This window comes from Vandammella animalimorsus (assembly GCF_002288875.1).
GTDB lineage: Bacteria > Pseudomonadota > Gammaproteobacteria > Burkholderiales > Burkholderiaceae_C > Lampropedia > Lampropedia animalimorsus.
The window spans coordinates 421772-441726 of the sequence record NZ_NTBH01000001.1 but is presented as its reverse complement, the minus strand read 5'-3'; the positions used below and the strand labels follow the sequence as shown (position 1 = coordinate 441726).

The window sequence follows — 19955 nt, the reverse complement described above, 5'->3', positions numbered from 1 at the left end:
AACCATTCAGAGGGTGGTTGTTGCCCGATCCCGTGACGCCCTTGCAGTCAAATCTTCTTGTTGCTCTTTCTCTGGTTGCTGGTTTCGCTTGCAGTTGCCACAACCTGCATTTGCAGGCCCGGCGCAACCTGCGATTGTAGCGCATTCGCGATTGGCATCGCCGCGACATTGCGCCTGAGAAAGCCTATATCGACTCGGCGCTGCGTTCGAGAATCAATCCGGCGAGCACTCGGCGGCCTTCACCGACTAGGATATTGAAGGTGCGGCAGGCGGCCGCTGTGTCCATGACCTCCAGCCCCAACTGTTGCGTGATGAATGGGCGCAGCCATGCCGTGGCGGGAAAGCGGGTGCGTGCGCCGCTGCCCAGCAATACGACCTGGGCCTGGTGCTGACGGGCAGCATCGGCCAAGGCCTGCAGATGCGCTTGCTGTAAAGCGTCGAAGCGGGGGCAGGCCCAGGGCTGATGCCAGCCTTCGCCGCTGAGCAGCAGGCTGTGCTCGAGCCGTTCTTGGGGCAGCTGCAGCCAGCCGTCGCCGTAGGCGATGATGGAGCTGGCAAGGGGCAGATCGGCGTGAAGTTTCATGGCGGTGTTGGCTGCAGCGGCTGCCACAGGCCCATGGCAAGAGTGCGCAAAATCGGCCCGGGGGCCGGGCCATCTGTGTTCAAATTATAGGTTTTACGATTTTGCGCCGGCCTGCTTGGGGCGGCGCCAGGGCAGGGCGCCGTTGGTTGCGCGGCCTGCCGATGCCGGGTGCGGCACCTGAATCACACTGTCATGAAACCCATTCACAAATCCGCCAAGCTGGCCAATGTGCTGTACGACATCCGAGGGCCGATCGTCGATGAGGCGCGGCGCATGGAGGACGAGGGCCAGAAGATCATCAAGCTCAACATCGGCAATCTGGCGCCGTTTGGCTTCGATGCTCCGGAGGAAGTGCAGCAGGACATGATCCGCAACCTGCCGGCATCGGCAGGCTACTCGGACAGCAAGGGTATTTTTGCCGCGCGCAAGGCCGTCATGCATGAGACCCAGCGCCAAGGCATTGCCGGCGTGACGCTTGACGATATTTACCTGGGCAATGGCGCCAGCGAGCTGATCGCCATGGCTACCAATGCCTTGCTTGACGATGGCGATGAGTTGTTGCTGCCCGCGCCGGATTACCCGCTGTGGACGGCGGTGACCAACCTCTCGGGCGGCACGCCGGTGCACTATCTGTGCGACGAGGCCAACAACTGGGAGCCCGATCTGGACGACATCCGCAGCAAGATCACGCCGCGTACCAAGGGCATCGTCGTCATCAACCCGAACAACCCCACGGGCGTCATCTATTCACTGCAGACGCTGCTGGGCATTGTGGAGATCGCGCGCGAGCACGGTCTGGTCATCCTCTCCGATGAGGTCTACGACAAGGTGCTCTACGACGGGCACACGCACACCGCGCTGGCCAGCCTCAGCAGCGACGTGCTGACGCTGACCTTCAACTCACTGTCCAAGAGCTATCGCTCCTGCGGCTATCGCGCAGGCTGGATGGTGGTCTCGGGCGACAAGGGCTGCGCGCGCGACTACATCGAGGGCCTGGACATGCTGGCCAACATGAAGCTGTGCTCCAACGTGCCTGGGCAATGGGCCATCCAGACTGCGCTGGGCGGCTACCAGAGCATCAATGAGCTCACCGGCGAGGGCGGGCGCCTGAGGCGTCAGCGCGATCTGGCCTACGAGCTCATCAGCGCCATCCCGGGCGTCAGCTGCGTCAAGCCCCAGGCCACGCTGTACATGTTTCCCAAGCTGGATCTGCAGGTCTATCCGATCACCGACGACCGCCTGTTCTTTCTTGAGCTGCTCAAGGAAACGCGCGTCATGCTGGTGCAGGGCACGGGCTTCAACTGGCCCCACCCCGACCATTTCCGCATCGTCTTTCTGCCACACGAGCCCGACTTGCGCGAGGCCATCGAACGCATCGCCCGCTTTCTGAAAACCGTGCGCGAGCGCAAGAACAGTAGGCTGCATGCGGGCCACCCTACAGCGGGCAAGGCATCTGCAACGTCATCCGCCTGATGGGCCACAGCGCCCACTGCCCGATTTCCTCTCTTTTCTCTCCATCTTTTTCACACATGACTCGCATCCGAGTAGGCCTGCTGGGCATCGGCACCGTTGGCGCCGGCACATTCACGGTTCTCAAACGCAATCAGGAAGAAATCAGCCGCCGCGCTGGTCGGGAGATCGCCATTACCGTGGTGGCCGATTTGGACACCCAGCGCGCGCGCAGCATCGTCGGTGATGACGTGGAAGTCGTCAGCGATGCCGCCCAAGTCGTGGCGCGCGACGATGTGGATGTGGTGATCGAGCTCATCGGCGGCTATGGCATTGCCAAAACCCTGGTGCTGGCCGCCATCGAGGCGGGCAAGCACGTCGTTACCGCCAACAAGGCATTGCTGGCCGTGCATGGCGCGGAAATCTTCGCCGCTGCGGCTCGCAAGGGCGTGATCGTCGCCTACGAAGCCGCCGTGGCCGGTGGCATCCCCATCATCAAGGCGCTGCGCGAAGGGCTGGTGGCCAACCGCATCAACTGGGTGGCCGGCATCGTCAACGGCACGACCAACTTCATCCTCTCGGAAATGCGCGACAAGGGGCTGGACTTTGCCACCGTGCTCAAGGAGGCCCAGCGCCTGGGCTACGCCGAGGCCGATCCGACCTTCGACATCCAGGGCATCGATGCGGCCCACAAAACCACGCTGATGTGCGCCATCGCCTTCGGCGTGCCGGTGCAGTTCGACAAGGCCCATGTCGAGGGCATCACCAAGCTGGAGAAAACCGACATCCAATACGCCGAGCAACTGGGCTACCGCATCAAGCTGCTGGGCGTGACCCGCCGCACGGACAAGGGCATCGAGCTGCGCGTACACCCGGCACTGGTGCCCACGCGCCGCCTGCTGGCCAGCGTGGAAGGGGCGATGAACGCCGTCGTCGTCAATGGCGATGCGCTGGGCACCACGCTGTACTACGGCCAAGGCGCAGGCTCCGAGCCCACGGCCAGCGCGGTGATCGCCGATCTGGTGGACATCGCCCGCTTGTATGGCGCTGATCCCAGCCATTACACGCCAGTGCTGGGCTTTCAGTCCGCCAGCCTGGAGGCCGCGCAGGGTAGCCTGCCGGTGCTGCCGATCGAGGAAGTCATCACCAGCTACTACCTGCGCGCGCGCGTGCTCGACGAGCCTGGCGTGCTGGCGCGCATCACCACCATCCTCGCCGAGCATGGCATCAGTATCGACGCCATGCTGCAGCGTGAATCGGACGACTTGCTGGGTGAGGGCGCAGATCAGACGGACCTCATCATCCTTACGCATCGCACGCGCGAGGGCACGATGAATGAGGCACTGGAAAAAATCCAGGGCCTGCCCACAGTGTTGGGCTCGGTCGTGCGCCTGCGCAAGGAAGAGTTGAACTAGTTCGAGATTCTTACCCGCCATTTCCTACATCACGCCCGGCTTGCCGGGCTTTTTTTGCAAGGCGGCCGCCTTGCCTGCGAGCCCTGCGGGGCCAGAGAAAAAACATACACATGCCAGCTTCACTGCCCCTGACGCCTTTGCCATTTGCCCGCCGCTCCCAGTGCGCCCCCAGGTCCGATACCGCTCGGGCGCTGGGTGCACGCCTGCTTTGCTGGCTGCTGGCCTGCTGGGCTTTGCTGCCCGGTGCCGTGCAAGCAGCCAGCCTGGATGGCGCAGCACTGGGTTTGTGGTGGGGTGTGCCGTTTGCCGGCGTATTGCTGTCCATCGCCATCCTGCCGCTGCTGGCGCCCAGGCTTTGGCACGGTCATTACGGCAAAATCACAGCGGCCTGGGCCTTGGCCTTTTTGCTGCCCTTTGCCGTGGTCCATGGCTGGCATGCTGCACTGGCCAATGTGGTACACGCGCTGCTGGCCGAGTACATCCCTTTCGTGCTGTTGCTGACGGCTTTGTTCACCGTCTCGGGCGGTATCTATCTGCGCGGTAACTTGCGCGGCACCCCGGCGCTCAATACTGCCATCCTGGCGCTGGGCACGCTACTGGCCAGCCTCATGGGCACCACGGGCGCTTCCATGCTGCTGATCCGCCCGCTGCTGCGCGCCAACGATGACCGCAAGCATCGGGTGCATGTGGTGGTGTTCTTCATCTTCCTGGTCTCCAACATCGGCGGCTCGCTCACGCCCTTGGGCGATCCCCCGTTGTTCCTGGGCTTTCTCAAGGGGGTGCCGTTCTTCTGGACCATGCAGCACATCTGGTCAGAGACGTTGTTCCTGGTGGTGGCGCTGTTGGTGATCTTTTATCTGCTCGACAGCTGGTTCTACCGCACCGAGGGCCGCTCGCGCTTCGACCCTACGCCCACCGACAGTGAAAGCCTGCGCATTGAAGGTGGCGCAAACTTCATCTGGCTGACTGGCATTGTCGCGCTGGTGCTGATGAGCGGCATCTGGAAGCCGGGCATCACCTTCGACATCATGGGCACGGAGGTCGGCCTGCAAAGTCTGCTGCGCGATCTGGGCTTTGTCGGCATCACGCTGGCCTCGCTCAAGCTCACGGCGCGCCACATCCATGAGTCCAATCAATTCAATTGGGAACCGATGCTGGAGGTTGCCAAGCTCTTTGCCGGCATCTTCCTGACCATCATCCCGGTCATCGCCATGCTGCAGGCGGGCGTGCATGGCCCGTTTGCGCCCGTGGTCCGGGCCGTCACCGGCGCCGATGGCCAGCCCATCCCGGCCATGTACTTCTGGGCCACCGGCGTGCTCAGCGGTTTTTTGGACAATGCGCCGACCTACCTGGTGTTTTTCAATTCCGCCGGCGGCGATGCCCAGACGCTCACGACCACGCTGGCTGCCACCCTGACGGGCATCTCCGCCGGGGCCGTGTTCATGGGCGCGCTGAGCTACATCGGCAACGCCCCGAACCTGATGGTCAAGGCCATCGCCGAACACCGTGGCGTGCCCATGCCCAGCTTCTTCGGCTACGTGGCCTGGGCCGTGTGCATCCTCACGCCGCTGTTCATGCTGCAGACCTTGCTCTGGTATCTGTAAGAGCCTGTTCAAAGTCTTGGGCGCACACATGGCCCCTGCAAGCAAACCACGGGTGCTGGTGGCCACAGCCCACCTTCAACGAAGTGCTGCAGCAACTGCGCGCGCATTTCGAGGCGCACGCGCCTGGCCATGGCCCAGCTGGCTGCCGACAACCTGATGGCCTTCTTCGAAACCGGCCGCGCCTTAACGCCGGTGACGCGCTGAGTGCCGGCCCTTGGCCTTGGCGCGTTGGCCAGCAAAAAGCCCACGCCGCCATGGCTGGCGTGCGCGGGCTGGTCAGCAGACCCTCAAGTCTTTCAGGAGCGGCGCAGGCGGCCCAGCCCCAGGGCGGCCGTGGCCAGGCTCAGCAGCCACAGCATCCAATGGCCCAGGGTGGGTACGGGCGTGGCATTGCCGGGCACTGGCGCTGGGCCAGCACTCACCGTGAAGCGGATCGCAGCCTGCACGCACTGGGCAGGTGTACTGCGATCGCACAACTGGTATTGCAGCGTGTAGCTGCCTGCAGGCACCGATGCGGCCATGCGCACTTCGCCCGTGTTCGTATTCAGCGTGATGCCCGCAGGCCAAGTCCCCACCATGGAGACCGTGGCATTGCCGCCGGTGCCCAGCGTGGCGGGCTGGCCATTGATGGTGTCGTTTTGGACGATGTTGTCCACCACGATGCCCTCCGTGCCAGCAGGCAGTGCCTGCGGGCGGATGTCGTCCGCAGCGGCCACAGGCGTTGCCGAGACCGTCAGCGTGATCGTGCTGTCCTGGCAATTGGGCGTGGGCGTGGCGCGGTCGCACAGCTTGTAGTTCAGCGTGTGCACGCCTGCTGGCGTGGCCGCCGTGGTGCTGACGACGCCGGTGTCCGGATCGAGCGTGACGCCAGCGGGCCAGGCGCCGACCGTGGCCACGGTGGCATTGCCGCCGGCGCCCAGCGTGGCGGGCTGGCCGTTGACGAGGTCATTGGCGGCGATGTTGGGCACGGCATCGGGCTTGGCGGCGCCGGCGGTGGCGTTGCCGCTGTCGGGCTGCGGCGCGATGTCCGGGTCGATGCGCACCTTGATGGTGGCGCTGTCGCACAACGGGTCGGGTTTTGTGCCGGCGTTGCAGATCTTGTAGCTCAGCGTATGGATGCCTGGGGCGGCGGTGTCGGCCACGGCGAGCGTGCCATCGGCATTCAGGGTGATGCCGGGCACAGTGGCGGTCAGCTCCGGGTTGGCCACGTTGGCCTGCGTGGCCTGGGAGCGGTTGACGGTGTCGTTGGCGAATACCGGCCCGATGGTGGCGGTCGCGCCTGCCGGAATGGGGGTGCTGGTATAGTCGTCATCGACGGCGTCGATGTAGGTGGCCGGGTCGCTGGGGTCGAACAGGGCGCTGGGCGGAATGTCTTCGATCGCGCCGCCCGGGGTGACCCATTGCACGTTCAGGTTTGCGTCCGAGCCCCAGTTGTTCCAGGCCACGCGCAGGTTGTACAGCCCTTCTTGCAGCGCGGCGGAATTGGGCGCGTCGTAGCCGCCCTGGGGCGTGCCGATAGTGGCGCCGATGACCAATTTTTGGTCGTAGTTCAGATCGCGATAGCCCAAGCCGCCGTCGCGGTTGGCGTCGATCAGCGCGCCGTCGTTGCCCTGCTGCACGCGCAGCTTGTAGCCCGCTGCGGGCAAGTGCACGGCCACGTACATCACCGCGCCTTCGATGCCGTTCTTGCAGGCGGCCTCGCCGGCCTGGGACCAGGTGCCGCCGGCGCGGTTGTATTCGCACAGCACATTGGCCCCACTGGGGATGTTCAGCGAGGGCAGGGTCTTGGTCAGCGCGGTGCCGGCCACGGGCGCCGGGGCGCCGGTAACGCCGGAATCGACCGCATTGCCGCCCGGCGGCGTGGCATGGGCCAGCAGCCGCTGCAGGGCGGCCAGACGCGCTTCGGGCGTGCCTGCGGATGGGTTGGCCGAATTCAGGCGCGGGATGTTGTCGTAATAGGGCTCCAGCGCCTTGCCGGGCAGCCAGCGCGGGAAGTTGACGTTGTTGGTGGCAGGCGGCAGCATGGGGCCTTCATGGCCCCAGCCGCGGTAGGAATCGACTTGCACGGGATCGGCAGCCAGGGCCCAGGGGCTGGCTGCCAGCAGGCTCATCAGCAGCGCCGCAGGGCGGGCCGCTGGCCGTTGGGTGGAGCGTGGATGGCGCATGGGGAAATTCTCCTCTCGGTGCGAAAAAGCCATGAATTGTGTATCCGCGCGCGATTGTCGCGCCTGCGGGGCGCGTGCGGCATACATTTTTTAGCGAATTGTTTCTTTTGCACAGATGGCAGTGGCTTGGCGCGGCATGTCAGCGCACCAGCAGATTGCCCATCATGCCCAGGTCTTCGTGTTCGAGGATGTGGCAGTGGAACATGCGCAGGCCCGGCTCGGTGATGCACATGCGGATGCGGGCGCTTTCGCCAGCGCGCAGGTTGAGCATGTCGCGCCAGGCCAGGAAGGGCTCGGGCGTGACCTGGCCCTGGTATTCGCGCTCGATGACCTGGAAGTGCCCGCCGTGGATGTGGAAGGGGTGGTCCATGCCCATGGCCGAGGCGTTGACCAGAGTCCACTCCTCGACGGCGCCGAGCTGGCCTTCGATGTCCACGCGCTGCAGGTCGTAGGCCTGGCCGTTGACGAGAAACAGCATGTCCTTGGGGCGCTCGTAGGGGTTGGATGGCGGCGCAGCCTGCAAATCCACATAGTCAGAGAAGGCCACCATGTGCTGTGCCGTGGGGTTTTGCAGCTCGGCGATGGGGCGCAACACGTCGGGAATATCCAGCGCAGGGTGCTGGGGCGAGAGCAGCATGTCGATGTCGGCCAGCAGGCGCCGTTGCGACGGCCCGGCCAGGCGGCCCATGGCGCCACGGTCATAAGGCTCGGCAATCAGCTGCGCGCGCTGCTGGCCCGGCTGGGCGCTGACGATGATCTCGGCGCGCTCGGCCGGCGCCAGCAGCAGCTCCTGCAGGTTGCGCCGCGGCGCGCCCAGCAGCCCGCCATCGGTGCCCACCAGGGTGAAGGGCACGCCGTCCAGGCTCAGGCGCAGGTAGCGCGCGCTGCAGGCGTTCCAGATGCGCCAGCGCTGCGTGCCGGCCAGGGTGATGAGCGGCAGTTGCCGGCCATTGATGAGGATGAACTGGCCCTCGCGCCCGTTCATCCAGTCCTCGCGGTCGTTGGGCAGGATCTGGCCGTCCTGACCGAGCTTGAGGTCCGAGATGAACAGCTCCTGCTCGGGGATGTGGCGCAATGGGTCGTTGCGGTCGCGCACGATCAGCGCGCCAGCCAGGCCGCGGTAGACCTGCTCGGCCGTGAGCATGTGCGGGTGCGGGTGGTACCAGTGCGTGCCGGCGCTGCCCGGTGGCAGCGTGAACTGGTAGCGGCGGTGCCCGCCAGCGGGGATGAAGTCCTGTGGCGCGCCGTCCTGGTCGGCGGGGATGGCCAGCCCGTGCCAGTGGATGGTTGAGGGCTGAGGCAGGCGGTTGAAGAAGTCGATCTCGACGCGGTCGCCTTCATAGACCTCCACCAGCGGTCCGGGCGTGCTCAGGTTGTAGCAGTAAGCGGCGGTGCGCCCGCGCTTGGCCAGCTGCAACTGCGCTGGCATGGCCACGATGCGGCCGCGAAACAGCCCCGGGCGGCGCGAGCGGTTGGGCAGGCGTGGCAGGCGTTGGTGTGCGCGGTGCCGGTGCAAGGCCGAGAGGGGGGCCAGCTCGCTGGAGCCCGTATAGACCAGCTCGGCGTGCGAATCCATGGCTGCGCGCAGGCCCAGTGGGGCCAGTGCGGCGCTGGCGCCCAGGCCGAGCACGAGGCGGCGGCGCTGCTGCTGCAAATGTGACAAGGGCATGTGAGGAATCGGTGGAAAAGGGCGGATGTCCTGTGCGGCTCAGTGTCGAGAGCTGCCAGCTTGCGAATCGCACCGGATTGTGCGCCATCTTGGTGACGGCCCCGCAGGCGGTTGCCGGCGCGCAGGCCAGAAGCCCCCACTACAATAGGCCGCTTTGGCCGCAGGGCCACCGATTTGCCGATATTTGCCTGCCCTGCCTGCTTTCTCACGGCCTTGACCACCATGCGTGCCGCACCCAAAACAGAACAAGCAAAGCGTGCGCCGATGGGCTTGCGCCCGCCGTGGGCATGGCAGCCGCTGAGGCCCGAGCGGGGCTGCAGCGCTCTGGGCCTGGCGCAGTGCGCCGGGCCTGCTCACCGTTTTCTTACTTCTGGAGTCTTCCCATGTCTGAACGCTTTGCAGCGACTGCCCTGGTCGTACCGTTTGAAAACCTGAGGATGAGCGACGTCGAGGTCGTCGGCGGCAAGAATGCCTCGCTGGGCGAGATGATCTCGCAGCTGCCGCAAGGGGTGCGTGTGCCCACCGGCTTTGCCACCACGGCCCATGCCTTCCGCGAATTTCTCAAGCACGATGGCCTGTCGGACAAGATCAGCCAGCGTCTGGCGGCGCTGGATGTGGATGATGTGCGCGCCCTGGCCGAGGCCGGCGCGCAAATCCGCGCCATGGTCCAGGCCCAGCCCTTCCCGCCCGAGCTGGAAAAAGCCATCCGCGAGGCCTTTGCCACGCTCAGCGAAGGCAATGCGCAAGCGTCGTTTGCTGTGCGCTCCTCGGCCACGGCCGAGGACTTGCCCGATGCCTCCTTCGCCGGTCAGCAGGAAACTTTCCTGAACGTGGTGGGCATCGAGGCCGTGCTGGAAAAGACCAAGGAGGTCTTCGCCAGCCTCTACAACGACCGCGCCATCAGCTACCGCGTGCACAAGGGCTTTGCCCATGACGTGGTGGCCCTCTCGGCTGGCGTGCAGCGCATGGTGCGCTCGGACACTGGCGCCGCTGGCGTGATGTTCACCATCGACACTGAATCGGGCTTCGAGGACGTGGTCTTCATCACCGCCAGCTACGGCCTGGGCGAGACCGTGGTGCAAGGCGCCGTGAATCCGGACGAGTTCTACGTGCACAAGCCCGCACTGCGCGCAGGCAAGCAGGCCGTGATCCGCCGCAACCTGGGCTCCAAGCTGATCCAGATGGTGTTTGCCACGCCCGAGGAAAAGGCCGCTTCTGGCCGCCTGGTGCAAACCGTGGACGTGCCGCCCGAGCAGCGCAACCGCTACGCCCTCAGCGACGAGGAGGTGATGGAGCTGGCGCGCTACGCGCTGGTCATCGAGCAGCACTATGGCCGCCCGATGGACATTGAATGGGGCAAGGACGGCGGCGACGGCCAGCTCTACATCCTGCAGGCCCGCCCGGAAACCGTCAAAAGCCAGCAAAAGGGCAAGACCGAGCAGCGCTACAAGCTGGTGGGCACCGGCCAGGTGCTCAGCGAAGGCCGGGCCATCGGCCAGAAGATCGGCACCGGCCCGGTGCGCCTGGTCAGTGACGTGGCCGAGATGGAGAAAGTCCAGACCGGCGATGTGCTCGTCACCGACATGACCGACCCCAACTGGGAGCCTGTGATGAAGCGCGCCAGCGCCATCGTCACCAACCGCGGCGGGCGCACCTGCCATGCCGCCATCATTGCGCGTGAGCTGGGCATCCCGGCCGTGGTCGGCTGCGGCGATGCCACGGCCAGGCTCAAGGACGGCGCGCTGGTCACCGTCAGCTGCGCCGAGGGCGATACCGGCAAGATCTACGACGGCTTGCTGGAGACGGAAGTCACCGAAGTGCAGCGCGGCGAAATGCCCGCCATCGGCACCAAGATCATGATGAACGTGGGCAACCCGCAGCTGGCCTTTGACTTCGCTCAGCTGCCCAATGATGGCGTGGGCCTGGCGCGGCTGGAGTTCATCATCAACAACAACATTGGCGTACACCCCAAGGCCATCCTGGACTACCCCAACGTTGATGCCGATCTGAAAAAAGCCGTGGAAAGCGTGGCGCGCGGCCACGCCAGCCCGCGCGCCTTCTACGTCGATAAAGTGGCCGAAGGCGTGGCCACCATCGCTGCGGCCTTCTGGCCCAAGCCCGTCATCGTGCGCTTGTCGGACTTCAAGAGCAACGAATACCGCAAGCTCATCGGCGGCAGCCGCTACGAGCCCGAAGAGGAAAACCCCATGCTGGGCTTCCGTGGCGCGACGCGCTACATCAGCGAGGACTTTGGCGCCGCCTTCGAGATGGAATGCCAGGCCCTCAAGCGCGTGCGCGAGGACATGGGCCTGACCAATGTGGAAATCATGGTGCCCTTCGTGCGCACGCTGGGCCAGGCCGCCGCTGTCGAGCAACTGCTGGCCAAGAACGGCCTCAAGCGCGGCGAGCATGGCCTGCGCCTGATCATGATGTGCGAGGTGCCCAGCAACGCCATCCTGGCCGAGCAGTTCCTGCAGCACTTCGATGGCTTCTCCATCGGCTCCAACGATTTGACCCAGCTGACGCTGGGCCTGGACCGCGACTCCGGCCTGGAGCTGCTGGCCGCCGACTTCGACGAGCGCGACCCGGCGCTGCAATTCATGCTGGCCCGCGCCATCAAGGCTTGCCGCGATCAGGGCAAGTACGTGGGCATTTGCGGCCAGGGCCCCAGCGACCACCCGGACTTTGCGCAATGGCTGGCCGACCAGGGCATCTCCTCGATCTCGCTGAACCCCGACAGCGTGGTCAGCACCTGGAACCAACTGGCCAAGAAGGCCGGCTGACGCACAGCGCCTGTTCAACGATCTCGGTGCGACGGAGATTCTGAACAGGCGCTCAAAGAGCAGCCATGAAAAAGCGGCCCATACGGGCCGCTTGCTTTTTTGTCTGCCGCCCTTGCTGGCGGCTTGCCGTGGCCCGCAGGATGCGCGGCCACGGCAAGGCTTTTACACCTTCTCCACCCGCACTGGCAGGCCCTGGCGTACGACGGCGCCAGAGACCCAATCGATCCAGACGTTGTCGTGCGCCGGGCGGGTCGGGTCGGTAAAGCCCAGGCGGTTGAGGTTCACGCCCCGGCCATGCTGCGGGTTGTGCGCCGTGGGCTTGCCATCCACCAAGTGCGCCACCGTGCCCAGTTGGGTGTGGCCATAGCCGTACTCGATGGCGATGGCGCCTTTGGCGATGCCGCCGCGCACCAGCGCCACGCCTTGCAGCGAGCCGCCGGGGGTGGTGACGCGGATGTGGTCGCCATTGGCAATGCCCAGGGCCTGCGCATCCTCGCGGTTGATGGAGATGGGGTTGTGCGGGTGCACCTGGCGCAGGCGCGAGGCGGCGATCGACATGGAGCTCATCAGATTGGATTTGTAGGAGCTCATGGTCAGCGGCCAGTCCTTTTCCGGGTAATGCTCGCGCATGGCGCTGCCGTCGGCAAAGCGGGTGGGGTACCAGGTGGGGCAGCCGCTGTAGCGCTCGCCGGTCATGGAGTGGCGCATCTTGGCCAGCGGCTCGTGCCAGATTTGCACCGGCTTGGCGTAGGCGGCCTTGATGTGATCGCCCTTCCAGGCTGCGTCGATGCTGTCAAAGCGCCCGCCACGGCTCATGACCATGGCCACGCGGCGCACTTCCTCGGGTGCCAGGCTTTGCTCCAGAGTGGGCATCCAGCGCGTCAGGCCGGTGATGGCGATGTCGTCGTCGCTGGCCTCGGGCACGGGCTTGCCGGCCTGGTAGGCGATGTTGCCCATGCCGCGCAGGAAGAACTGCTCGGGCGTGTCCAGATCCAGCGGCTGACCTTCCTTGGTGGACATGCCGTTTTTGCCAAAACCGGGCAGGCCGAGCTTTTTCGCCACGGCGAAGAGGAAGGTTTCGCAGTTGATGGGGCGGCCTTCAGCGGTTTTGGCGGTGGCCGGCTCCACCACGGGCCAGCGCACGGTGGAGGTTTTGGCGATCACATCGGCCCAGGGCGCGCCGATGCCCCAGCTTTCGTAGGTGACGGTGTCGGGCACGATGTAGTCGGCCAGCGCAGTGGTTTCGTTGATGAAGGGGTCGATGGAGATGAACAGCGGTAGTTTTTGGGTGTCTTTGACGCCTTCGACCAGGGCCTGCTCGAAGCCGCAGATCGAGTACACCGGGTTGCTCATGTGGTTGATCCAGGCCTTGATGCCGTAGGGGTAGCCCATCAGGCCGGCGGCCAGCATTTCGCTGCTCATGGGGCCGGGCGCGGGATACCAGGGGGCCTTGGCTGGATAGGGGTTTTCGCCCGCTTCTTTTTTGCGCTTGAATTCGCTGGTTTTCTCGTAGGGGAAGCGCGTGCGCGAGAGGGTTACGCCCTTGGCGGCAACCATGCCGTCGAACTTGGCGAAGTTGTAGCGCGGGCCAGGGCCGAAGGGGCCAAACGGGCCTGCATCGAGCACCCAGCCGCCTTTGACGTTGAGGTTGCCGATCAGGTTGTTGAGCATGGCAATGGCGTAGGCGGTGTAAAAGCCCGCGCCGCTCATGGTGCCGCCGTGGGAGTTGGCGACAGCGCGCTTGCCGTGGCTGGTGAATTCGCGTGCCAGGTCTTCGATCTCCTTGACGGGCACGCCACACAGGTCGGAATACTCCTGCAAGGTTTTGAGCCGGGCCTGCTCGCGCAGTTTGAACAGCGAGCTGCACACGGCCACTGGCACGGGCGGCAGGGGCGCGGCGGCGGCTTGTGGTGTTGCTGCAGGTGCGGCGGCCTGCCCCTCGGCGGCAGGGGCTGGCGCAGGAGTAGGCGGCAGGATTTCCACCATGCGCTCGACGAACAGCTCGGCAGCTTGGGCCACGGTGTGTGGCGCCAGCGTGCCATCGGCCAGTTGCACGACATACACATCCTCAGCCGGGGTTTTCTCATCCTTGGGCGCGGGCATGGGCCAGCCCATGTCTGCGCCGCGCAGGAACTGGCCGTAGCGCGGGTGCTTGGGGTCGTTGATGAGCAAGTGCGTGGCATTGCTCCATGAGGCCTCGCCCGCCGCAGTCATGGCCGCAGGGCCGGGCTGGGCGAGGAATTTCGCGTCGTAGCGCTCGTTGTCGATGATCCAGCGGATCAGGCCCATGGCAAAGGCCAGATCGGTGGCGGGCTTGATGGGCAGCCAGCGGTTGTTGTCGCCTGCGGCGTGGCTGGAGGAGGTGGGCAGCAGCGGCGAGACGACCACGTACTGGTAGGTCTTCTCATCGCGTGAGCGCGCCTCGGCCAGCTCGCGGCCCATGCGCTGGAAGGGGTTGCCTGCCTGCGCGGGCGCGGTGCCCAGAAACAGGCCAAAGCGCGAGTTCTTCCAATCGGGCTTGCCGTGCTTCATGGCCGGGATGTCGCCCAGCGCCGCGGCTGTGCCCACGCGGTAGGACTGGCCGCAGTAAGCGCCGTGGTTGGCCAGGTTGTTGGTGCCAAAGGATTGTTTGGCAAAGCGGTTGATGAGCGGGCGGCGGCCTTCGTTGGAGGCGTCGGTGAACAACAACTGGTTGGCCTTTGGGCCGTATTCGGGGTTGTCGGGGTCGATGGGCGTTTGCACATCGCGGATGGCGCGCAGGCCTTCCACGTGGCCTTCGCCGAACAGGTCGCCGCCTTCGCAGACTTCTTCAATCAGTTGCTCAAAGGAGATGGTCTGCCACTGGCCCGAGCCGCGCGGCCCCACGCGCTTGAGCGGCGCGAGCACGCGGTGCGCTGCGGTTTGGTGCTCGAACATGGACGAGCCGCGCGCGCAGGAGGTGGCGCGCCCCTCCAGGCCGTTGTCGCCGCCCAGCATGGCGTACACCTCGCGCACGGGCGTTTCCATCGGCGCGGGGTGGGTGGTGGCCAGCGGGTGGTAGGGGTTGCCGGCCACGCGCAGGATTTTGTTGTTCTCTGTATCCACGCGCACGCGGATGCCGCACTGCGTCCAGCAGCCCAGGCAGCTCGATGGGCTGACGACTTGGCCGGGCTGGGTGTCCAGCAGGCCGGTGGCGGGGTTGATGCGGAACTCTGGTTGCAGCGAGTTGCCGCGCGTGGCATTGGCCGTGGGCACGCCCGAGGTGCCGGTCAAAAGGCCCTTGGCGCCCTTCATCAGGGTTTCGCCATAGCCTGCGGCAAAGGCTGCCGCGCCGCCTGCGACCAGGCCGCCGCGCAGCAGATTGCGGCGGTTGGCATCGGGGGAAGAGGTTTTTTTCTTGTCAGTCATGGGGAAATCCTTTGGCGATGCAGCCAACTGAGGCTGCGTGGCTCACGATTTTTTTAGAAGGGGGCGCGCCGCTGCGGCGCTGCCGCCCCGGATGGGCTCGGCAATGTGGCTCAGGCTGCGCGCAAGACGGCAGCGGGCTGGCGTTGCGGCCACAGATCCAGCGCCCACAGCACCAGCGTGAGCACCGCGACGCACAGGCCGAATACCCCAACGATGCCCATCAGCCCTTCGCCACCCAGCGGCATGTGGTAGACGTACAGCCCGGCGCCGTACTTGGGCACGCCCTGCACGCCCATGAACAAGGCCCAGCGAAAGCCCCAGGCGGCGGCGCACACGGCCGTACCCAGCACCGCGATCATGGCCGGCGAGTGCAGCCAAAGGGCGGGGCGCAGCCAGAACACCATCACCAATGCGCCGAAGATCACCGACAGCCACAGGCTGATGCGCCAGATCGGGAAGTTGGCATACAGCTCCTTGGCGGCTAGGAACGACGGGGTTTGCAGCCAGTGCCCGCCAATGGCCCAGGCGCAGGCCACGGCCAGCAGCGCCAGGCTCAGGCCAAGGCCCAGCTTGCCCAGCCAGGCCCGCACGGCCACGTCGCGCCCGGCCTGCATCCACAGCGTCAGTCCCAGCGCGCAGCCCACGGCTGCCAGCCAGGCTGTCAGCGTCAGGTTCAGCGGCACCCAGGGGTTGCTCCACAGCGGGCGGGCGCGGACGATGGCAATCTCGGCGCCGGTATAGACCGCAATCGTGATGGATGAGAACACCAGCGCCAGCGCCAATGCCCGCATCCAGCGGTGCCAGCCCAGCCACCAGGTCAGGCACACGCCCAGCGAGAGCGTCACGAACACCGGCAGCAGCAAGGCGCCCAGCGACATCCACGACCAAGGGGTGAAGTGGGCATAGAAATGCCAAAAGCGCGCCGGCTGGTGCAAGTCCGCCAGCAAGGCCACTGGCGCGCTGATGGCAGTGACGGCCAGCAGCACGATGGCCAGCGGCAGGGCCTTGGCCGCCGGATGCTGGGCCGGGGCCCAGGCGCCCCAGGCGGCCAGCATGGCCGCACCTGTGGCCATGCCGATGAGGAAGAAGTACTGCACGGCCCAGGGCAGCCATGCGGCTTCGTAATACGGTGTCAAAAGCTCAATGATCTCCATGATGGAAGTCCTTCGGGGATGGATCGAATCTGCGTTGAATTGCGGCGCGGCGCTCAATGCTCGGCAATCAGGCGCACGCTGGCTTGCCCATCGACGCCATTGACGAACTCATCGGGCAGGCCGATGTAGAACACGCGGGGGGCGGTATTCATGCCGGGCTTGAGGACTTTGATCTCCTCCTTGGACTCGGCCATGCGGCGGTTGATCTCGCTGTTCGGATCCATCAAATCGCCAATCACGCGCGCGCCGCCCACGCAGCTCTCCACACAGGCGGGCAGCAGGCCCACCTCCAGCCGGTGCTCGCAGAACGTGCACTTGTCGGCCGTTTGCGTCTCGTGGTTGATGAAGCGCGCGTCGTAGGGGCAGGCCTGCACGCAATAGCCGCAGCCCACGCAGCGGGTGTTGTCCACCAGCACCACGCCGTCCTCGCGCTGGAAGGTTGCCTGCACGGGGCAGACTGGCACGCAGGGCGGGTTGTCGCAGTGGTTGCACAGGCGCGGCAGGCTCACCATCGCGGGGGCCGTGCCATCGTTGCGGTCAATCTCGTACTGCAGTACCGTGGTGCGGAACTGCCCAATGGGCGGCTGGTTCTCCGCCGAGCAGCTGACCGTGCAGGCCTGACAGCCGATGCACTTGCGCATGTCGATCAGCATGCCAAAGCGCTTGCCTTCCATGCCTGGGCGGCGCGGCGGCTGGTCGTTGATGCCAGCGCGCGCGGGCAGGATGGGGATCACCGTGGCCGTGGCGCTCAGGCCCAGCAGGCCCTTGAGAAAGCCGCGCTTGCCACGGCTGGGCTTGGCGCCCGAAGCGCAGGGAGAGGAGGGTTGGTTCATGGCCGCACCTCCAGAGAACGGGCAAGGACTGGGTAGGAAATTGAAATTTTGGTCATCGTGGCACCTACTGCAAATCTCATGACTTGCCAGAGTAAGTGGCTATTGACCATTTTTCAATTGGGGGCTTTGGCCAGTGCCCTAGATGAAATTACCTATTGCCTTGTGTGTGGCAAGTGTTTGCAGGCGCGGCGCACGCTGCCAGGGCCAGCGCGGGGGGCAAAGTGCATAACACGCTCTAAAGGCCTTTGCGTCGCAGTAGAGCGCTGCAGTTGGAGATGGCTGCAAGGTGCGCTCATTGCTTTGCATGTCGCAAAACGGGGCGCGAACAAACTTTGGGTGTGAGCAGGCCCTAATCCAGCGCCTGCGCATCGGCGGCGAGCATGAGTCTGGTCAGCTCGGCAGCGTTGGCGACTTCGGTTTTCTCCAGCACGTGCTGGCGGTGCACATGCACGGTTTTTTCGCTGATGTCCAGCAGGCGGGCCACGGTTTTGTTGGGGTGGCCTTGCGCGACCAGGCGCGCCACTTCGTGCTCGCGCGGCGAGAGCCGTTGCAGCCGTGCGCGGGCGCCGGCCTGGCGCTGGTTGTGCTGCTGCAGTTCGCGCGTACGCTGTACGGCCTGATCCACGGCATCGAGCAAGGCCTGGTCTTTGAAGGGCTTTTCCAGAAAGTCGCAGGCCCCTGCCTTCATGGCCTGCACGGCCAGCTCGACATCGCCGTGGCCGGTCATGAAGACGATGGCTGCGTGCCAGCCGCGGCTGCGCAGGTGCTGTTGCAGCACCAGGCCGCTCATGATGGGCATGCGGATGTCCAGCAGCAGGCAACCCAGGTCGGCGGGCGGCTGCGCGTGCGCGTCCAGAAAGGCCTGGGCGCTGTCGTATTGCACGACCGTCCAGCCCACGGAATCGAGCAAAAAGGCCACGGAGCGGCGAAAGGCGGCGTCGTCGTCCACCAGGTAGATGGAAAGGTCTTGGGCTGTGTTCATGGGGCGGGCAGGCTGAGGGAAAACACCATGCCGGGGCCATCGGCGGGGCGATGGCCTTGCAGCTGTCCGCCATGGGCCTCGGCAATGCTTTTGCAGATCGACAGGCCCAGGCCTAGGCCTTCGTCCTTGGTGGTGTAGAAGGGCTCGAACAGGCGCTGCAGTTGCGCATCGGACATGCCGATGCCGTAGTCGCGCACATGGATCCAGGCCCAGCCCTCGGTCTGTTCGAGCTCGATGCGAATGTGTTGCTCGCCGGCGGGCACGGTTTGCATGGCGTCCTGCGCGTTTTTGAAGAAGTTGAGCAGGATTTGCTGGATTTGCAGCGGGTCGGCCTGCACCCGCAGCTGTGGGGGCAGGCGGTCGAGCACCTGAATGTAGGGGGCGTTGCGCTGCATGCCCTGAAACAGGGCGATGGCATCCTGCACCAGCGCGGGCACGGCGCAGGGCTCGCGCACGTTGGTGCGCTTGCGCACGAAGCCTTTGATGCGCTTGAGGATTTCGGCAGCGGCGTGGGCTTGCGTGACGATGCTGGAGGAGGCCTCGCGCACGGCGTCGTCGGTCAGGCGGCCGTTGTCCAGGCGGCGCAGCAGGCTTTGGGCGTAGTTGCTCACACCGGCCAGCGGTTGGCTGAGCTCGTGGGCCAAGGTGGTGGAGAGCTCGCCCAGCACCGACAGGCGCGAGAGGTGCTCGGCCTGCTCCTGGTTGGAGCGCATGCGTATCTCGAAGGTCTCGCGCTCGTGCAGGGCGCGCTCCAGCGCGGCCGTGCGGCTGCGCACCAGGTAATTCACGCGCAGCGTGTAAGCGGCCCAGCACAGCAAGGCCAGCAAGGCAAAAGGCCAATACTGCTGCGCGATGCGCTGCAAATGGCTGCTTTGCAGATATTGGTAAGAGCCCAATTGCAGTTGACGGAACACGTCGTGGATGGGCTGGTAGTCGGCCGGGGCCGTCCAGCCGATGCCATGCTCGGCGGGCTCCATCTGCAGCAGGGCAATGGCCATGGCGCGCGCCAGCTCCGCAGGGGTGCTGCGCAGCCCGGCCATGGGCCAGTTGGGGTATAGGCGCGATGAGACCGAGCAGCCCAGCGCAGGCACGAACTGGCCCGAGAGCACTTTGTAGCGCTGGCGCCAGTCGGGCAGGGTCTCCAGCAGGCAGGCGCGCACCACGCCAGCATCGGCGCGTCCCTCGTCGATGGCGCGCAGCACCTGAGGCATGGGGTAGCCCACGAACAGCAGCCGGGCCAGGTCGCGCCGTGGGTCGATGCGCAAATCGTCAAGTTCGCGCCAAAGGATCTGGTAGCCGCCAAAGCCTTCAGAGGAGATGGCCGCGAGCGTCTTGCCGCGCAGGTCTTCCAGCGTTTGCAGGTCGCTGCGGTCGTGCCGAGCCACCACCGTGGCTGCAACCGCCAGACTGGAGGTGGGTGAGCGGCCATGCTCCAGCGTGGCAATGCGGCGCAGGCCAAAGGCCGTCTCCAGCTCCACATACTGGCCCGGATTGGTCAGTACGAAATCGACGTTGCCTTGTGCCACGGCTTGGCGCAAGGTCTCAAGCCCTAGGTATTGCAGCACCACTTGGTGCTGCGGCAGGGCCGTTCGCAAGTAGTCTGCCAGGGGCTGCCATTCCTGGGCTGCTGCTGCCTCACCCAGATAAGCCAGGATGCCGATGTGAACGATGGAGTCGCCCGCAGGCGCATCGGACGCATCGGGCGATGAGGCCGTGGCCTTGGGCGCTGTCAGATGTGCGCTGATCTCATTCGGATGCCCAGGTGCAGCTTGCGCTGCACAGAGCAGCATGGACAAACCCACCAGTAGACAGCTTGTGGCTAACCAAGTCCGCCAGCGCGAGCAGGGCAGGGCGCTGGCCTGGGCTGCACTGCGTGGCAGAGTACGGTCCGAAGTCACAAGGTTCTGGGCAGGCATGGTGGGCAGTGGGCG

The 19955-nt window shown here is 65.5% G+C and carries 12 protein-coding genes; 4 read left to right on the top strand and 8 right to left on the bottom strand.

The window, feature by feature from the left end; genetic code table 11:
• Positions 1-184: 184 nt before the first annotated feature.
• Positions 185-583 carry an Mth938-like domain-containing protein gene (locus CLI93_RS01805; protein ID WP_095995680.1) on the bottom strand — a complete coding sequence of 133 codons (399 nt, stop codon included), beginning with the start codon at positions 581-583 and terminating at the stop codon, positions 185-187.
• 192 nt (positions 584-775) lie between these two features.
• Here CLI93_RS01805 and CLI93_RS01800 point away from each other — a divergent pair, with 192 nt between their 5' ends.
• The 3 genes from CLI93_RS01800 (at position 776) to CLI93_RS01790 (ending at position 5051) form a co-directional block, all read left to right on the top strand.
• A complete protein-coding gene (locus tag CLI93_RS01800; protein ID WP_095541338.1) occupies positions 776-2056 on the top strand; it encodes a pyridoxal phosphate-dependent aminotransferase in 1281 nt (426 codons plus the stop codon).
• 56 nt (positions 2057-2112) lie between these two features.
• On the top strand, positions 2113-3447 hold the full coding sequence (locus CLI93_RS01795) for a homoserine dehydrogenase (RefSeq protein ID WP_095541339.1): 1335 nt from the start codon (positions 2113-2115) through the stop codon (positions 3445-3447).
• 248 nt (positions 3448-3695) lie between these two features.
• The gene (locus tag CLI93_RS01790; RefSeq protein ID WP_238945703.1) at positions 3696-5051 is read left to right on the top strand and encodes a sodium:proton antiporter; all 1356 of its coding nucleotides are present in this window, start codon (positions 3696-3698) and stop codon (positions 5049-5051) included.
• Between the two features lie 296 nt (positions 5052-5347).
• On the opposite strand, the gene CLI93_RS01785 is transcribed toward CLI93_RS01790, so the two are convergent.
• A complete protein-coding gene (locus tag CLI93_RS01785) occupies positions 5348-7216 on the bottom strand; it encodes an IPTL-CTERM sorting domain-containing protein (protein WP_143326315.1) in 1869 nt (622 codons plus the stop codon).
• Positions 7217-7355: 139 nt separating this feature from the next.
• A complete protein-coding gene (locus tag CLI93_RS01780) occupies positions 7356-8885 on the bottom strand; it encodes a multicopper oxidase family protein (protein WP_095541342.1) in 1530 nt (509 codons plus the stop codon).
• A gap of 383 nt (positions 8886-9268) precedes the next feature.
• Between CLI93_RS01780 and ppsA the strand changes: the two genes are divergently transcribed.
• A complete protein-coding gene (ppsA, locus tag CLI93_RS01775; RefSeq protein WP_095541343.1) occupies positions 9269-11668 on the top strand; it encodes a phosphoenolpyruvate synthase in 2400 nt (799 codons plus the stop codon).
• 162 nt (positions 11669-11830) lie between these two features.
• Here the strand turns inward: ppsA and CLI93_RS01770 are convergent, their stop codons facing one another.
• The 5 genes from CLI93_RS01770 to CLI93_RS01750 form a co-directional block, all read right to left on the bottom strand.
• A complete protein-coding gene (locus CLI93_RS01770; protein ID WP_095541344.1) occupies positions 11831-15055 on the bottom strand; it encodes a tetrathionate reductase subunit A in 3225 nt (1074 codons plus the stop codon).
• Positions 15056-15165: 110 nt separating this feature from the next.
• Positions 15166-16209: an NrfD/PsrC family molybdoenzyme membrane anchor subunit gene (gene nrfD, locus CLI93_RS01765; protein ID WP_095541345.1), complete on the bottom strand. Its 1044-nt coding sequence runs from the start codon at positions 16207-16209 to the stop codon at positions 15166-15168.
• Positions 16210-16262: 53 nt separating this feature from the next.
• Positions 16263-17042: a sulfate reduction electron transfer complex DsrMKJOP subunit DsrO gene (gene dsrO, locus CLI93_RS01760; RefSeq protein ID WP_095541346.1), complete on the bottom strand. Its 780-nt coding sequence runs from the start codon at positions 17040-17042 to the stop codon at positions 16263-16265.
• Positions 17043-17391: 349 nt separating this feature from the next.
• On the bottom strand, positions 17392-18024 hold the full coding sequence (locus CLI93_RS01755) for a response regulator transcription factor (protein WP_095541347.1): 633 nt from the start codon (positions 18022-18024) through the stop codon (positions 17392-17394).
• Positions 18021-19814: a sensor histidine kinase gene (locus CLI93_RS01750; protein ID WP_095541348.1), complete on the bottom strand. Its 1794-nt coding sequence runs from the start codon at positions 19812-19814 to the stop codon at positions 18021-18023. Before CLI93_RS01750 ends, CLI93_RS01755 begins: the two co-directional genes overlap by 4 nt.
• Between the last annotated feature and the right edge of the window lie 141 nt (positions 19815-19955).

Coding starts and splice junctions, on each gene's coding strand:
- CLI93_RS01755 (WP_095541347.1), bottom strand. CDS start 18,024: ATGAACACAGCCCAAGACCTTTCCATCTACCTGGTGGACGACGACGCC.
- CLI93_RS01780 (WP_095541342.1), bottom strand. CDS start 8,885: ATGCCCTTGTCACATTTGCAGCAGCAGCGCCGCCGCCTCGTGCTCGGC.
- CLI93_RS01800 (WP_095541338.1), top strand. CDS start 776: ATGAAACCCATTCACAAATCCGCCAAGCTGGCCAATGTGCTGTACGAC.
- CLI93_RS01770 (WP_095541344.1), bottom strand. CDS start 15,055: ATGACTGACAAGAAAAAAACCTCTTCCCCCGATGCCAACCGCCGCAAT.
- CLI93_RS01750 (WP_095541348.1), bottom strand. CDS start 19,814: ATGCTGCTCTGTGCAGCGCAAGCTGCACCTGGGCATCCGAATGAGATC.
- dsrO (WP_095541346.1), bottom strand. CDS start 17,042: ATGAACCAACCCTCCTCTCCCTGCGCTTCGGGCGCCAAGCCCAGCCGT.
- CLI93_RS01785 (WP_143326315.1), bottom strand. CDS start 7,216: ATGCGCCATCCACGCTCCACCCAACGGCCAGCGGCCCGCCCTGCGGCG.
- nrfD (WP_095541345.1), bottom strand. CDS start 16,209: ATGGAGATCATTGAGCTTTTGACACCGTATTACGAAGCCGCATGGCTG.
- CLI93_RS01795 (WP_095541339.1), top strand. CDS start 2,113: ATGACTCGCATCCGAGTAGGCCTGCTGGGCATCGGCACCGTTGGCGCC.
- CLI93_RS01805 (WP_095995680.1), bottom strand. CDS start 583: ATGAAACTTCACGCCGATCTGCCCCTTGCCAGCTCCATCATCGCCTAC.
- ppsA (WP_095541343.1), top strand. CDS start 9,269: ATGTCTGAACGCTTTGCAGCGACTGCCCTGGTCGTACCGTTTGAAAAC.